This window comes from Actinoplanes sp. CA-015351 (assembly GCF_050955685.1).
Lineage (GTDB): Bacteria > Actinomycetota > Actinomycetes > Mycobacteriales > Micromonosporaceae > Actinoplanes.
The window spans coordinates 4,176,010-4,190,337 of the sequence record NZ_CP192102.1; the positions used below are offsets into that span (position 1 = coordinate 4,176,010).

General features: G+C 70.4%; 14 protein-coding genes. 5 read left to right on the forward strand and 9 right to left on the reverse strand.

Features of this window, described 5'->3' with window-relative positions; genetic code table 11:
* Positions 1-16: 16 nt before the first annotated feature.
* The 5 genes from ACQP2E_RS19225 to ACQP2E_RS19245 all read right to left on the reverse strand — a co-directional run bounded on the left by ACQP2E_RS19225 (position 17) and on the right by ACQP2E_RS19245 (position 7,090).
* The gene (locus tag ACQP2E_RS19225; RefSeq protein WP_433833572.1) at positions 17-652 is read right to left on the reverse strand and encodes a hypothetical protein; all 636 of its coding nucleotides are present in this window, start codon (positions 650-652) and stop codon (positions 17-19) included.
* A complete protein-coding gene (locus tag ACQP2E_RS19230; protein ID WP_433833574.1) occupies positions 642-2,033 on the reverse strand; it encodes a hypothetical protein in 1,392 nt (463 codons plus the stop codon). Before ACQP2E_RS19230 ends, ACQP2E_RS19225 begins: the two co-directional genes overlap by 11 nt.
* Positions 2,030-2,314, reverse strand: a complete 285-nt coding sequence (locus ACQP2E_RS19235) for a hypothetical protein (protein ID WP_433833576.1) — start codon at positions 2,312-2,314, stop codon at positions 2,030-2,032. Before ACQP2E_RS19235 ends, ACQP2E_RS19230 begins: the two co-directional genes overlap by 4 nt.
* Complete coding sequence (locus ACQP2E_RS19240) at positions 2,314-6,672, reverse strand: FtsK/SpoIIIE domain-containing protein (protein WP_433833578.1); 4,359 nt, start codon at positions 6,670-6,672, stop codon at positions 2,314-2,316. Before ACQP2E_RS19240 ends, ACQP2E_RS19235 begins: the two co-directional genes overlap by 1 nt.
* A 64-nt stretch (positions 6,673-6,736) precedes the next feature.
* Positions 6,737-7,090, reverse strand: coding sequence for a WXG100 family type VII secretion target (locus ACQP2E_RS19245; protein ID WP_433833580.1), 354 nt, complete (start codon positions 7,088-7,090; stop codon positions 6,737-6,739).
* Positions 7,091-7,255: 165 nt separating this feature from the next.
* Here ACQP2E_RS19245 and ACQP2E_RS19250 point away from each other — a divergent pair, with 165 nt between their 5' ends.
* The 5 genes from ACQP2E_RS19250 (at position 7,256) to ACQP2E_RS19270 (ending at position 11,668) form a co-directional block, all read left to right on the forward strand.
* Complete coding sequence (locus ACQP2E_RS19250) at positions 7,256-8,641, forward strand: LysM peptidoglycan-binding domain-containing protein (RefSeq protein WP_433833582.1); 1,386 nt, start codon at positions 7,256-7,258, stop codon at positions 8,639-8,641.
* Between the two features lie 301 nt (positions 8,642-8,942).
* Positions 8,943-9,563 carry a GNAT family N-acetyltransferase gene (locus tag ACQP2E_RS19255; protein WP_433833584.1) on the forward strand — a complete coding sequence of 207 codons (621 nt, stop codon included), beginning with the start codon at positions 8,943-8,945 and terminating at the stop codon, positions 9,561-9,563.
* Between the two features lie 78 nt (positions 9,564-9,641).
* Entirely contained in the window at positions 9,642-9,842 is a 201-nt protein-coding gene (locus ACQP2E_RS19260; protein WP_433833586.1) for a hypothetical protein, read from the forward strand.
* A 282-nt stretch (positions 9,843-10,124) separates the two neighbouring features.
* A complete protein-coding gene (locus tag ACQP2E_RS19265) occupies positions 10,125-10,532 on the forward strand; it encodes a YciI family protein (RefSeq protein WP_433833588.1) in 408 nt (135 codons plus the stop codon).
* The gene (locus ACQP2E_RS19270) at positions 10,529-11,668 is read left to right on the forward strand and encodes an RNA polymerase sigma factor (protein ID WP_433833590.1); all 1,140 of its coding nucleotides are present in this window, start codon (positions 10,529-10,531) and stop codon (positions 11,666-11,668) included. The genes ACQP2E_RS19265 and ACQP2E_RS19270 overlap by 4 nt, the downstream gene beginning before the upstream one ends.
* Here the strand turns inward: ACQP2E_RS19270 and ACQP2E_RS19275 are convergent.
* The 4 genes from ACQP2E_RS19275 to ACQP2E_RS19290 are packed head-to-tail and all read right to left on the reverse strand — an operon-like array spanning position 11,643 to position 14,079.
* The gene (locus tag ACQP2E_RS19275) at positions 11,643-12,176 is read right to left on the reverse strand and encodes a hypothetical protein (RefSeq protein WP_433833592.1); all 534 of its coding nucleotides are present in this window, start codon (positions 12,174-12,176) and stop codon (positions 11,643-11,645) included. The genes ACQP2E_RS19270 and ACQP2E_RS19275 overlap by 26 nt on opposite strands.
* 21 nt (positions 12,177-12,197) lie before the next feature.
* On the reverse strand, positions 12,198-12,986 hold the full coding sequence (locus ACQP2E_RS19280; protein ID WP_433833594.1) for a nitroreductase family protein: 789 nt from the start codon (positions 12,984-12,986) through the stop codon (positions 12,198-12,200).
* Positions 12,986-13,324, reverse strand: coding sequence for a hypothetical protein (locus tag ACQP2E_RS19285; protein ID WP_433833596.1), 339 nt, complete (start codon positions 13,322-13,324; stop codon positions 12,986-12,988). The genes ACQP2E_RS19280 and ACQP2E_RS19285 overlap by 1 nt, the downstream gene beginning before the upstream one ends.
* Positions 13,321-14,079: a class I SAM-dependent methyltransferase gene (locus ACQP2E_RS19290; protein ID WP_433833598.1), complete on the reverse strand. Its 759-nt coding sequence runs from the start codon at positions 14,077-14,079 to the stop codon at positions 13,321-13,323. The genes ACQP2E_RS19285 and ACQP2E_RS19290 overlap by 4 nt, the downstream gene beginning before the upstream one ends.
* Between the last annotated feature and the right edge of the window lie 249 nt (positions 14,080-14,328).

Below are 14,328 nucleotides of genomic sequence, written 5' to 3' on the forward strand. Positions count from 1 at the left end.
AGGTCAATGTCGATCATCAGGGCTGCTCCGCGATTCCGTCGGCGGCGATCGTGGCCATCAGCTGCTCGACGCCGGCGCCGATCACGGCCATCTGCTGCATGTCGAAGACCCGGGTACGCAGAACGACGTCGATGCCGCTCTCGGTACGCATGGCCGCGTCGAGCCGCCCGTACGCCGTACCCTGTGGTGTCCGTCCGATGGCGAAGACCCGGACGCCGTCCGCGCCGGGCACGCTGACGTAGTGCACCACCGCTTCCCGGGCGTCCTCGGCGAACCCGTGCACGCCGACGATCTCCATCAGGTACTCCGGGTCGTCGGCGCGGGGCCGGTGGAACTCGGCCACCAGCGGAATCGGCGACCAGCGCACCTGTCCGTCGTGGAACGCGGTGCCCCAGGCGAGCCGGGCGTGCCCCGGCAGCTCGTCGGCGCGGGCCATGAGCATCGTCGCGGTCTCCCGGCCGACGTTCTCGGCGGTGAACGGGAACTCCCCCGCCGTCCAGGCGGCCTGTGCGGTGCCCAGGGTCCGGCCGGCCCACTTGCCGAAGAACTCGATCATGTGGTCGGTCCACCGGGAACGCTCGTCGGCGCCCTCGCTCGCGGAGGGCACGAACTCCCAGTAGAACGGGATGTCGGTGAGAACGTCAGTTGACATCGGGGATCCATTCCTCCAGGCGCCCGCCCGAGTAGATCAGTCCAGGCCCGAGGGTGAACAGGGCGTTGAAGCCGCCGAAGACGAACCAGCCCGGTGACATGGTGCCGCCGATCGCGCCCATCACGTTGTTGAGGTTGCGGAAGCCGTCCATGCCGCCGATGACGCCGGACCAGTCCCGGGCGAACTGCCCCGGGTTGCGGAACAGGTTGCCCCACATGCCCAGCGCGCCGCGGCCCTGGATCAGGGTCGACTGCCAGAAACCGATCTCCGGGGTGATCTGCCCGAACCGGCTGAGCAGGTTGTTGATGCCGGGCAGGTTGAACCAGTCGGAGGTGTTCTGCCAGCCGCTTGCCGCGTTGGTGGGGATTCGGAAGTCGTTCGGCCCGAGCTGCTGGGTGATGGAGATGTTGGGCCCGCCGGTGTGCGTCGCGCCGGGACCCAGGTTGTCCAGCTGGATGGGCCGGCCGTTCCAGCTGCCGGTCAGGTTGAGTCGTGGCGGGTTTCCCGGCACGGTGTTCATCCGGCCGGTGATCCTGTTCATGGTGCGCGCCGCGTTCGCCATGTTCTTGCCGATCAGCGAGATGGCGGCGCCGAGACCGGCGAGGCCGAGACCGACAGCGCCGAGCACCACGTCCATGACACTGCCCTCGCCGCCGGCCAGCAGGACGCTGTCGGCGATCAATGTGATGACGCCGGCGACCACCGTTCCGAGGATCAGCAGGTTGACGCCGGGGAAGATCAGGCAGAGGACGGCGAGAACCATGCCGATGATCGCGAAGATCTTGCTGATCTGCGCGAAGAACGCGTTGACCTTGTCCTTCCAGGTGTCGGTGAGCCCGTCGTCGTACCGGCGGGCGCTCACCGCGTCACCCAGGCGCCGGCCGGCGGTGTCGAGGGCGTCCAGCGCCGAGGTCAGCCGGTTCTTCGCGGCGGTCAGCTGGGCGTTGGCCTCCTCGACGGCGCGCTGCTTCTCGGTGTCCTTCTGCTGCTCCTCCGGCGGCAGCACACCGTCCGCGCCCTTCTGCCCGTCCGGGCGCGCGTTCGCCGAGCTGACCGAGCCCTTGGCGGACTCCTCGGCGGACAGTGCCGCGGCGGTCTCGGTCTTGGCCTCCTCCAGCTCCGGCACGTACTTGTTGATCTCGGTGGCGGCGTCGTTGTAGCGCACGGCCGCCTTGCTGAGATCGTCCTTGATCGACTGGGCGTCCTTCTTGAGCGGCTCGACGTACGCGCCCTTGAGCCCCTCGCTGCCGGTCTCGACGATCCGGGCCAGTTTGGCGACCGTGTCGTCGAGGGTGGTGGCGATGTTCTGGTAGTCGCGCTGCGCGGCCTGTACCCGGTCGACCTTGGCGCCGGCCAGAACGATGAGGCGGTCGTCGCTCACTGGCCGTTCCCCTCAAGGGTGCTCTTCAGCTGCTGGTCCGCATCGGTCCAGGCCTCGTTGACCTCCTGGACCGTCTTCGCGAACTTCTTCATCGCCTCGACCATCTTTCCGCGGTGGATCTTCCAGTTGTCGGCGAAGTCGCCCATCGACGAGTTGGCGTTGCTCTGCCCCCACTGACCCTTGTCGGTGTCCTGGAGGCCCTCCGCCCCTTCGAAAGCGCTGATCAACGCGTTCAGGTCGTTGACCAGTTCGCCCAGGTCCTGGACTACGAGGTCGGCCATCATTTCTCCCCGGGGGCGAGCAACGGAATCTGAAGGGACTGCAGCGAGCCGTCGCCGAGGTGCGCGCGCGCCGAGCCCGGCACGACCCGTTCGGCCAGGTGGGCCCGGGAGAGCCGGACGCCGACTAGGTCGCCGGCGCTCAGCGTCGGCGGGGAGAGCAGGATGCCTCGCCGGTTCTTCTTGACCTCGACCTGCCAGCCGGAGAAGCCCATCGCGACCGACGAGATCTCCCCGGCGATCACCACGGCCCGCTGGGAACCGGACGCCGTGCGGATCAGCTGGCGTACGTAGTCGCGGGCCAGCATGTCGCGCCAGCTCTCGGCGTCGTCGATCATCAGGACGACCGGGCCGTCGCCGGGCTCCATCAGATCGGCGAAGTCCGGGTCCCGCGGGTTCTCGTCGGTGATCACCCCGCGGACGCCGGGCCGGCCGGCGAGGTCGCGCAGGGGCGAGCGCAGCGGGGCGCCGATCACCAGTTCGGCGCCGCCGCGCAGCAGCGACTCGGCCATCACGCCCAGCGCGGTGCTGCGGCCGGACCGGGACGGGCCGGCGATCAGGAACGTCGGCAGGTCGCCGACCAGGTCCATGCCGATCGGTTCGAGCTCGTCGCCGCCGACGCCGATCAGCGCCCAGCCCGGTGCCGGGTTGCCGACGGTCGCCCACACCTGGTCGAAGGTGAGCTGGGTGGGCATCACGGCGATCCGGCTGGGACGCTGGTCGCGCGGCACTGCCGCTTCCCGCTCGGCGAGCTGCGCCGCGAGGGCGTGCATCGCGGCCACCTGCGCCGGACCGGACGGGTCGGCGGCGATCAGCGACACCTGCAGCTCGACCGAGCTGACCGCACGATATCCGCGTCCCGGCGGCAGGTTCTCCGGGATCTTGCGGGGGTTCAGCCCGGCCATGCTGGCGTCGGTGCGGTCCGAGAGCCGCAGCACGACCTTCTCCTCGGTGAGCGAGCTGATCCGGCCGCTGAGCAGCGAATGGTCACCCGTGATGATCAGGTGGACGCCGGCGCTGGCGCCCTCGCGCAGCAGCGTGTAGATCAGGTCGGTGAGCGCGCCGCCGTCGTGCTCGCTGAGGGTTCCCATGAACCCTTCCCACCGGTCGAGCAGCAGCAGGACGTGTGGCAGCCGGTCCTGCGGCGCGCTGGCGGCACGCTGTTCGGTCAGGTCGGCGAACCCGCCCTCGCCGAGCAGCCGCTGCCGGCGCTGCACCTCCTGCTGCAGCCGGTTCAGCAGCCGCACGGCCCGCTCGGTGTCCGATCGCTGCACCACGGCGCCGCAGTGCGGCAGCTTCGTCATCGGCAGCAGCGCGCCGTTGCCACAGTCCAGACCATAAAGATGCAGATCGGTCACCCCAGCTGCGCTGGCGCCGGCCGCGGCGATGGTACGCAGGGCCTGCGACCGTCCCGACCGGGGAGCACCGACGATGTGCAGGTGCCCGAACGTGGCGAGGTCGATCGCCACCGGTTTCTGCTGCTGGCTGCGCGGCAGGTCCTGCACCGCCCAGGCGAAGACCGGCTCGCCGGCCGACGGCCCGGTCAGCTCCACCACGTGGTTGGTCGGCAGCGCCGGCAGCCACGGGCGGCGCTGCTGCGGCAGGCCCATCAGGTCGTTGGCCAGCCGGATCGCCGAGACCAGCACCGACAGGTCGGTCGTCTCCTCGGTCTCGGTGACCCCGCGCGGGCGCTGCGGCACCGGCCGGCCCAGGTGCTGCCAGTCGACCGCGTACAGGAACGGCGCCGCCACGGTGGCCTCGCTCGTGCGTCCGGGGCGCCGGCCACCGACCCGTCCGGCCTGGAACGGCAGCAGGGAGCTGTGCCCGAGTCGCGCGTACCCACGTCCTGGGGTGGATGCGGCGATGGTGGCCGCCTCGCGCGCGTCGATGACGTCGCTGCTCTCGCCGGCGTCGGTGACCCGCAGCGCGATCCGCAGGTTGGTGTTGGCGCGGATCTCCGCCGAGACCACACCGGACGGCCGCTGGGTGGCCAGGATCAGGTGGATGCCGAGCGAGCGGCCGCGCTGGGCGATGTTGACCAGGCCGGTGACGAAGTCGGGCAGTTCCCGGGCCATCGACGCGAACTCGTCGATCACGATGAGCAGCCGCGGGATCGGGGCGAGGCCGCCGCGCCGCTCGGCGTAGTCGATGTAGTCCTCGATGTCCTTGGCGCCGGCCGCGGCGAGCTGGTGCTCGCGGTGGGTCAGCTCGGCGCCGAGCGAGGTCAGCGCGCGTTCGACCAGGTGGGTGTCGAGGTCGGTGACCATGCCGACGGTGTGCGGCAGGTCGACGCAGTCCTTGAACGCGGCGCCGCCCTTGTAGTCGACGAGCACGAAGTTCATCGCGTCCGGACGGTTCGCCACCGCCAGGGAGGCGACCAGGGTCTGCAGGAACTCGGACTTGCCGGAGCCGGTGGTGCCGGCCACCAGGCCGTGCGGGCCGTGGTGGACCAGGTCGAGGGCGAACGGGCCGTCCAGGGTGTACCCGATCACCGCCCGGGTGCCGCGGCCGGACGCCGACCACCGCGCGGTGAGCGCGGCCGGCGACGGGTCCTCGAGCTGAAGGACTTCGAGCAGCCGGGCGGACGCCGGCAGCGCCGACTCGTTCTGGTTGTCGCTGACGTCGCGGATCGGCGCGAGCCGCCGGCCGGTGGTGGCGAACCACTCGTCGACGACGTCGTCGACCCGCAGGTCCTCGATCCGGGCGGCACGCTGCTGGTGCAGGGTGGTCGGCAGGCCGTCGCCACCGGCGACGACGGTGGTGCACTCCTCGGGAAGGGTGCGCTGGTCGTTGTCCACGCAGATGCTGTAGACGCCGACGGCGGGCCCGGCGAGCAGGATGTTCACCACGCCGGGCAGCGCGCGCAGCCGGCGGGCGCCGTCGAAGACCACCACGATGTCCGGGTCGGTGATCACCGCGTTGGCGCCGGCGTCGAGGCGGGCCTGCCGGCGGGCCTCGATCAGCTCGATCAGCTCGGCGACCCGGCGCGCGATCGTCTCGGCGTCGGTGCCGAGCAGGGTCAGCGTGGTCTGTCCGAGCAGCGGGCGGGTGTGCGGCAGCCAGGCCGCCCAGTCCCAGAGCGGCCCGCCGGTGGGGTCGGTGAGGACGTAGAGCTGCAGGTCGCGGGGGCTCTGCAGGACGGCCAGCTGCCCGGTCATCCAGCGGGCGAGCCGTCGCGGCCAGTCGCCGCGGCCGGCGACGCCGACCACACCGGCCTGGGTGATGGAGAACGCTACCGGCACGTCGGTGACCTGCCGAGACTCCCGGCGCCCGGCGGACTCGCCGTCCAGCTCGATCGCGATGTCGCTGCGCAGGTCGGCGGTGCCGACCCGGACCACCAGGTGGTCGGGATCGGTGCGGCGGCGTTCCCAGAGCCGGGCCCGCGGGCCCATCGCGATGACCAGCAGCTCGGCCGGGTCGGGGCTCGCGGCCCGCCGGTCGCGGCGTTCCAGCTCCAGTGCGGCGTCGATCTCGGCCTCGACCTTGTCGCGCTGCGCCCGGTACTCGGCGAGTTTGCTGCGGTGGCTGCGTTTGCCCTGCTTGCGGCCGGTGAACCAGTTCGCCACCACCATGACCGGCGACATCGCCGCCATCATCAGGTACAGCGGGTTGCGCATCACCACGGCCATCACGACACCGAACCCGGCCGGCAGGGTCGCGGCGAGCCACGGCATCGCGTTGCCTTCCGGGCTCTTCGGCTCGGACGGCATCCGGTACTTGCCGGGTCGCTGGGGCGGCAGCAGCCGCGGCGGCCGGTTGTAGTCGAGATATTCGCTGTCCGGGGACGGCTCGACCATCGCGTCCGGCCGCAGCACCGGATGCGCCTCGAACAGGGTGTCCCCCACCGTGAGCTGGGCGGTTTCGCGCCAGGGGCCTTCGCCGCCGGGCAGCGGTTCACCGTCGAGCAGCACACCCTCGGCGGCGCCGCGCAGGCGTACCGTCGCATCGACCGCGACCGCGACGGTCGCGACCAAGGGTGGGTGGCCGGGGCCGAGGCCCACGGTGGAGCCCGGCGCGGAGCCGAGCCGGTGCTCCCCCGCGCCGAGGCTCCAGATCCGGCCCGCGCCGGTGCCGGCCACGGCCCGCAGCGTGACCAGCCCGCCGATGGCCGGCGGCGGCGGTCCCGGCTGGTGCAGATGAAGGACCGACCCGTCGTGAATCCCGCTGCCGCCCAGCGGCGCGTCCAGGTCGAGCTGCCGGCCGTCGAGAAAGATCGTTTCAGGCCACTGCGACGGGTACGCCGCGTCCAGGCCCTCCAGCATCACTTTCACGACGTCCCGGACAGGTGTGACGGGCTCGGCGTCCACCAGGACGTCCACTGACCACGCCGACGGATGCACCAGGGTGATCAGCGCCCGCACGTTCTTCCCTTCAAAGACAGGTCGCCGCGCTGTCATGACAGCGCGGCGTCTCGATTACCGTCAGTTACTTGTTGAGCGAGTTGGCGAGCTGGGTGTCCATGTCGCGCATCGCGTCGACGGCCTTGTCCAGCCACGACGAGAGCTGCTCAAGGGTCTCCATGACCTGGTTCGCGGACGTCACGAACTCGGTGTGCACCTCATCGAACTTTCCCGATGCCTGGTCGGTCACGAAGCCCGACGCGGTCAGGTTGTCGACGATGGACTTGCACTCGGTCAGCCGCGCGTCGATGTCGTTCTTGTTGTTGCGCATGCGGGTCGCGCTGTCCGACATCTCGGTGTACGTGATGTTCAGGTTCGCCATCGGTCGTCCCTTCGGGTGGTGCCGGGCGATGGCACGCACCAGCCCGACGATCAGCAACGCGATCAAAATAGGGCGATCGGTCGATCTTGTCTATGTTGGATGAAACACTCCCGATCCCGCCCCCTGCGGTGACGCCTTAAGATGCGGCGATCATGGGCCACTGTCGTTCTTCACCAGCGGCCCGGATCGATGACTGACCCGCTGAGCTTCGAGGAGCACACGATGACATGGCTCGGCCGACCGGCCCGCGCCGCGCTGCGGTTTTTGATGGCCGGGGTCACCGCGGCCGCCGTCGCGGCCGTCCTTTTCACCGGGCCCGCCACCGCGGATCCCCTGCCGGCGCCGGCCGACCAGGGGCAGACGGTGGCGTACTACGTCGTCACCGACAGTTACCAGGGGGCGCCGGAATATCTCTATGAGATCGCCGAGCGATTCCTCGGTACCGGCGACCGCGCGATGGAGATCTTCGAGCTCAACAAGGGTCGCTGGGAGCCCGGCGGCCAGCAGGTGGCCGATCCCGAGGTGCTCGAACCGGACTGGGTGCTGCGCCTGCCCGAGGATGCCAAGGGCGACGGCGTGCAGGTCGGCGTGCTGCCCGACTTCACCCCGCCGGCCGCCGGCGAGTCGGCTGCCGCTCCGGCCGCTCCCGCCGCCACCGACCCGGCTGCTGCCGCGACGACCGAGGCCGCCGCCGCCCCAGCCGCCGAGCCGGCCAGCACGTCCTCGAACTCCTGGCTGATCCCGGTGATCAGCGTCGTGGTCCTGCTGCTCCTGGCCGGCGGTGGCTGGTTCGCCCTGCGCAGCCGTGACCGGGGCACCACGAAGACCAAGCCCGCGAAGAAGCAGCGTTCGTTCACCTGGCGCCGCAAGACCGCGCCGGTCGCGATGAACGCTGTGATGGGCGACTCCGACGCCTGGACCGTCGACCGCGCCACCCGGGTGCTCGCCGCGGCCTGCAAGCAACAGTCCCTGGCCGTACCGGAGACGATCGCCCTGGTCCTCGGCCCGGAGACGATCACCGTGCGGCTGTCCACGCCGGACGAGCGCGCCCCGGTGGGCTGGACCGTCGGCGAGGAGGGCCGCACCTGGTGGACCACTGTCGCCTACGTCCAGCAGGCCGCCGTCGACGCCACGATTCCGGAGCCGTTCCCGCGTCTGGTGCCGCTCGGTCTGACAGATTCCGGACAGGTGCTGCTCAACCTGGCCCAGTCCGGCGGTGTGATCAGCCTGGAGGGTGACCGGGACCGCGCGTACGAGCTGGCCCGCGCCTGGTCGGTCCGGCTCACCCGCAGCCCGTGGGCTTCGAACATCGAGGTCGTCCGGGTCGGCTTCGACCATGACCCGGCCGAGCGGTTCACCGGCGTGGACGCAACGACCGTCGCCGACGCGGCCCGGATCGCGGAGGCCTCGGCGGGCGGCGTCATCCTGCTCGCCACCGCCCCGCGCGGCCGCGACCTGGAATACGTCACCACCCTCGTCGAGGAGCCGCGCCAGCTGTGGTCGGTCGTGGTGATCCAGGCCGACGAGGCCCGCTGGCGCTTCGCCATCGACGCGTCCGGCAGTGTCGAGACCGGCCTGCTCCCGAAACTGGCAAGCGTCCGCGTCTGACCGTCAGCCAGTGGGGCGCTGGTCGCGATCAGCACGATCGCGACCAGCGCCCCACTGTCCAAGCGGCAGAATATCGGCACCCCGACCTGGTCCAGGCCAGGAGAATCGAGTCCGTCCGCGCCGAGGCGCTGCGCCGGCTCGGCGTCTCCGCGCATTCACTGGCACGGAAAGGGGTGACCGTCGATGGACCCTGAAGCCGATCAACGCCTCGTCGAAGCGGTGCGAGCCGGTGATGAGGCAGCCGTCGCGCAGGCTCTGGCCGGTGGGGCGGACCCGAATGCCCGCGGGGACCGGTTTCGTGATGGGAGCACCCCCGGAGGTGGTGCGTTACCTCATCGCCTGCGGGGCCATCGAGGCGGAATCCACCGCGAGGACGAGCGTCCTGACCGAGGCCGTGGCCTACAGCAGGCACCGTCCGCGGCCTGCGGCCCTTGCCACGCTCCGGGTGTTGCTCGGCGGGGAGCACGGTGAGGTGGTTGCCGAGCTGGTGGAAGCGCTGAGGCGGGATGATCCGGATGCGCTCTCCATCGTTGCCGACGAGGGCGGGGACGTTGTCGGGCACGTGATGTTCAGCCGGGCACGGCTTGACGCCCCGCAGCGGATCGTCGCGGTGCGGACGCTGAGCCCACTTGCCGTCGCGCCGGCTTGGCAGAAGCGGGGCGTGGGGTCGGCGCTGGTCCGCGAAGGGCTGCGGCGGCTTGACGAACTCGGGGTTCCGCTCGTGTTCCTGGAGGGCGATCCTCGGTACTACTCGCGGCTGGGATTCGGGCCGGCCGTCGAGCAGGGGTTCCGCAAGCCGTCGCTGAGGATTCCGGACGCGGATTTCCAGGTGGTCGGGCTGTCGGCCTACCAACCGTGGATGACCGGCACCTTTGTGTACGCGGACACGTTCTGGGAGTACGACTGCGTGGGCCTCCGTTGACCTGACGGAGAGCGCGCGCTGCTGGCCCTGCGTCGTAGCGTGCCGGCAACCCTGTATCGGTGGTGCGCTGGTGCCGCCGTGCTCACGGCCGCCTACGCGGTGTTCACGCTCAGCCCGGTGGGGCAGACGATCGCCGTGTTCGTCGCCGACCGAGAACGGGCGGCCGGGGAAGCGCGATCGCGGACCATCTGCCAGTTCGTCACCGATGAGGAGCGAGCGCTGGTGAACGTCGCGGGACGCCGATGGGCCACTGTGGTGACGGGGTCGACCCACCCTTAGGCATCCTAGGAGGCTAGGCAAAGGGCTGGGAGCTCGCTCTGGGCTTGGGGCGCTTCAGGGGTTTGGGTGGGTGAGGGCGCACCGGTAGCGATGGGCGCGCAGCGGCCTGGGCGACGCGATCGGGTCGCGGTGTAGGCACGGGAGGTGTCGGCTGCGTTTGTGGGAGGCCGGAACGCGTACCGAAAAATAGGGTGAGGGAAAGTGTCGAGATCGAGTGGCGGGCTCCGTCCCTGGGGTGGAGCGTGACCGGGACCGGTCGCACCGGAGACTCAGGAGACCACCATGGGTAAGTATTTGCTGCTCAAGCACTACCGTGGCGCGCCGGCGGCGGTCAATGACGTGCCGATGGAGAAGTGGGCGCCCGAGGAGATTGCGGCGCACATTCAGTACATGAACGACTTTGCCGCGCGACTGGAGAAGAGCGGGGAGTTCGTCGACGGGCAGGCGCTGGCGCCTGAGGGGACATTCGTGCGGTACGACGGTGAGGGGCGGCCGCCGGTGACCGACGGGCCGTTCGCGGAGACCAAGGATCTGATCGCCGGGTGGATGATCATCGATGTGGACAGTTACGAGCGGGCTCTGGAGCTCGCCGGGGAGCTGTCGGCGGCGCCCGGGGCCGGTGGGAAGCCGATCCACGAGTGGCTTGAGGTGCGACCGTTCCTGCACATGCCGCCGACTGTCACCGAGTGAACGTCCGGGAACTCACGCCCAGCGTGATCGGGATTCTCGTCCGCCGCGGAGCTGACTTCGCGGCGGCCGAGGATGCCGTCCAGGACGCGCTCGTCGAGGCCGTGCGGGCGTGGCCGGACGAGCCGCCGCGGGATCCGAAAGGGTGGCTCGTCACGGTGGCGTGGCGGAAATTCCTGGACGCGACCCGGTCGGATGCGGCGCGGCGGCAGCGCGAGGAACGGTTCGGTGAGGAGCCTCCGGCGGGGCGCGCACCGGAGGCTGACGACACGTTGCAGCTGTACTTCCTGTGTGCGCATCCGTCGCTGACCGCGGCGTCGGCGGTCGCGCTGACGCTGCGGGCCGTGGGTGGGCTGAGCACGCGGCAGATCGCTGAGGCCTATCTCGTTCCGGAGGCGACGATGGCGCAGCGGATCAGCCGGGCCAAGCGGATCGTGTCCGGGGTACGCCTCGACCAGCCGGGTGATGTCGGGACCGTGCTGCGGGTGCTGTACCTGGTGTTCAACGAAGGGTATTCGGGCGATGTCGACCTGGCGGCCGAGGCGATTCGGCTGACCCGGGTGCTGTCGTCCGTTATCGATCACCCGGAGGTTCGGGGCCTGCTCGCGCTGATGCTGCTGCATCACGCCCGTCGCGGTGCCCGGGTCGCGGCGGACGGGAGTCTCGTGCCGCTCGCCGCGCAGGATCGCGGTCTGTGGGACACCGCGATGATCGCTGAGGGTGTCGCGATTCTGCAGGCGGCGCTGGGGCAGGATCGGCTCGGGGAATTCCAGGCGCAGGCGGCCGTGGCGGCATTGCACGCGGACGCTGTTCGCGCCGAGGAGACCGATTGGGTGCAGATCGTCGAGTGGTACGACGAATTGCTCCGGCTGACCGGGAGTCCGGTGGTGCGGCTCAATCGAGCCGTTGCCGTCGGCGAGGCGGACGGGGCTCGCGCCGGGTTAGCCGCATTGGCCGAAGTGAATGAATCGGTGCCGCGGTACGCCGCTGTGTCCGCCTATCTGCACGAGCGGGACGGGGATCGGGTCGCGGCGGCGCGGCTGTACGCCGAGGCCGCGTTGAAAGCGCCGAACCTCGCCGAGCGGGACCACTTGACCCGCCAGGCAGCGAGGCTCAACGCGGCTCGAGGTTCGCGGTGAACCAGGCGGTGAGCTCACCGAACTCCGTGACCGGGGCGATCGGGCCGGCCTCGTCCCACAGGAAGCAGTAGAGCTCCCGCAACGGCGTACCGGTGTCGCGCAGACCGTTCAGGACCGTGGCGGCGCGCAGCTGCCGTGCCAGGTCGCCCGCGGCGTTGAGGCAGGTGAGGATCGTGCCGGCGCTGTTCGCGGCGGCCTGCGGCCCCTGCTGGATGGCGGCGATGGCCCGGACGAAGTCGATCCTGTCGATCGCGGCGTCGGCGAGGGTCTCGTCGCTGGCCAGGACGGCTTCGAACCCGGGAAGCCGGGTGAGACGGCCGCCGCCCTCATGACGCAGGCGACGCTGAAGGTCAGCGGGTGAATCGGCGAGCAGGACCCGGCCTGTCGTGCCGGTGAGGAAGAAGCCGAGGTCGCCGTCGACGTTGCCGCCCCACAGCGTGAAGCCTTCACGTCCTCCGAAGACGAGTTTGACAGGGCGGACGTGAAGTTCGGCGAGAAGGTCGAGCACGCGGTACATCATCGCGCCGGCTCAGTCCCAGCCTTCCTGTGGGGTGGCGCAGGTGCCGCGGAAGACGTACTGCGACGGCAGTTTGCGCTGCTCGCTGGTCCAGTCGATGGGCGGCCGGCGCTGCTGTTCGGGCAGGTAACCCAAGCGGTACACGGCCATCAGTTCGAGATCGTCCGGTACCTCCAGCAGGCGGACGATCTCGTCCCAGCGGCCCGGCACCTCCATCGGGAAGGAGATGAACTGGATGCCCATGCCGAGCTCGACAGTGGTGAGCCAGAGGTTCTCCATCGCCGCGCCCATGCTGAACACCGAGTAGAACGAGGACAACTCCCCCGGCCGGTACTCGGATCGGTCGAGCATCACGCCGAGCAGCAGCGGGGAGCCGGCCACCAGTTTGCGGTTCTCCTCGCCGAGGCTGTGCGGGACCCGCATGGCGTTCATGAGTTTCTGCCCGCGGGCGGTGAACACCTGACCGGTGAACGGGCGCAGCGGCGCGGGCAGGCGGTCGAACAGCATCCCGTCGCGGCGTCGTTCCATCTCCTCCTTGCTGAATCGGAAGTACGGCTTGTACCGCTCGAAGAAGGTGCCGTTGGACATCGCCTCGGTCATGCTCTCCCCGCTGATCCGCGCGATGGCCTCGATCGTCGGGCGTTCCTCGACGATCACGAACCGCCACGGCTGGCTGTTGAGCTGCGACGGGGCACGTCCCGCGACCTCCATGAGAAGCCGCTGGTGCTCCGCGGAGACCGGGTCGGGCAGGAACGGGCCGTTGGTGGTCCGGCGGCGGCGCACCACATCGAGAAAGTCCATCAGCGTCTCCTCCAGGCCAGAACAAGGGCAGTGGCGAACACCGGCGCCGCCGAACCGGCGACGGCGGCATGCCGGCGAAGGTGTCCACCGGCGTACGGCAGCGCGATGAGCGGACCGGCCGCCGGCAGCAGTGCGAGGCCGGCGGCCCGGCGTTCGATCGCGCCGGCGGCGAGCGCGGCAGTTGTCAGTGAGGCGGTCACGACGTACAGGGCGTGGTGGACCCAGCGGATGCTCCCGGTGTCGATCGCGCCCGCGGCGACGGCCGCGCCGAAGGCGGCGTTGCTCGCGTAGCTCACGGCCGCGGCGGTGACCAGGGGCCGAGTCCATCGGTCGCTCATCGGTGCTCTCCTTTCCGTTGCTCGCCCTCTCGGTGCTCGCCCTCTCGTTGCTCGCCCTCGTGGGTGAGCAGGAGACGTTGCGCGAACATCGGCCTCACCTGCCATCCCTGCGGAACGACCGCTTGCAGCTCCGCGCGCCGGTAACTGCGGCGGATCGAGAGCAATCCGTCCTGATGGATGAAGGACCGGCGGGCGAACGGCAGCGTGGCCACAGCGTAGAGGCCGTAGCCCACACGCGCCCGCGACAGATCGTTGTGGACGACCAGCCGGCGGGACAGCGCCTCGCTGTCCGCCAGCAGCGCGGCCAGTTCGCCCGTGTCCAGGTGGTGGAGGAGGTGGTTGGAGATCACCAGGTCGTACCGGTCGCCGCGGGCCACCAGGTCCGCGCTCGACGCCTGCTCGAAGCGAACTCCGGCAGCCGGGAGCCGGTGCACATGGCGGAGAGCGCGCTCGTCCGGGTCGATGGCCGTGGTACGGAGCGCCAGGCCGTCCCGAGCGGCCCATCCCGCCAGGGCCCGGGAGATGTCTCCGCCACCGAAGCCGATGTCCAGCATCGTGGTGGGGCGGCCGGTGTCCAGGCGCGGCCGGATCCATTGCCGATAGATGCGCCGCCAGCCCGAGACGAGCCGGTTGACCGTGCGGAACTGCTGGTAGGTGCGTTCCAGGCGCTCGGGGTCGCAGCCGGGGTCGTCCATGAACTCGGTCGATGCGGTGTCTCGCCGGGTGAACCCTGCGCGGGTCATGCTGTTTCGCATACCCACAATGATCAATGCGCTAACCGCCGGGGTGAAGTTCAGGATCGCGCCGATGAGTACGCGATGACCTTCCGGAGCGCCCACGACCCGATCAGCGTGGCCGGTGCTGCCAGGGAGATGCTCGCGCGCCGGCGGCTACGTTCCACTGGGCGTGGCGAGCGGCCAGGCCGGCGTGGCCGCTCGCCGCTGACCGTGCGGATCGAGCCGATGGCGCGGCAGAGAAGGCGAACTCCACACGGGCACACGGGC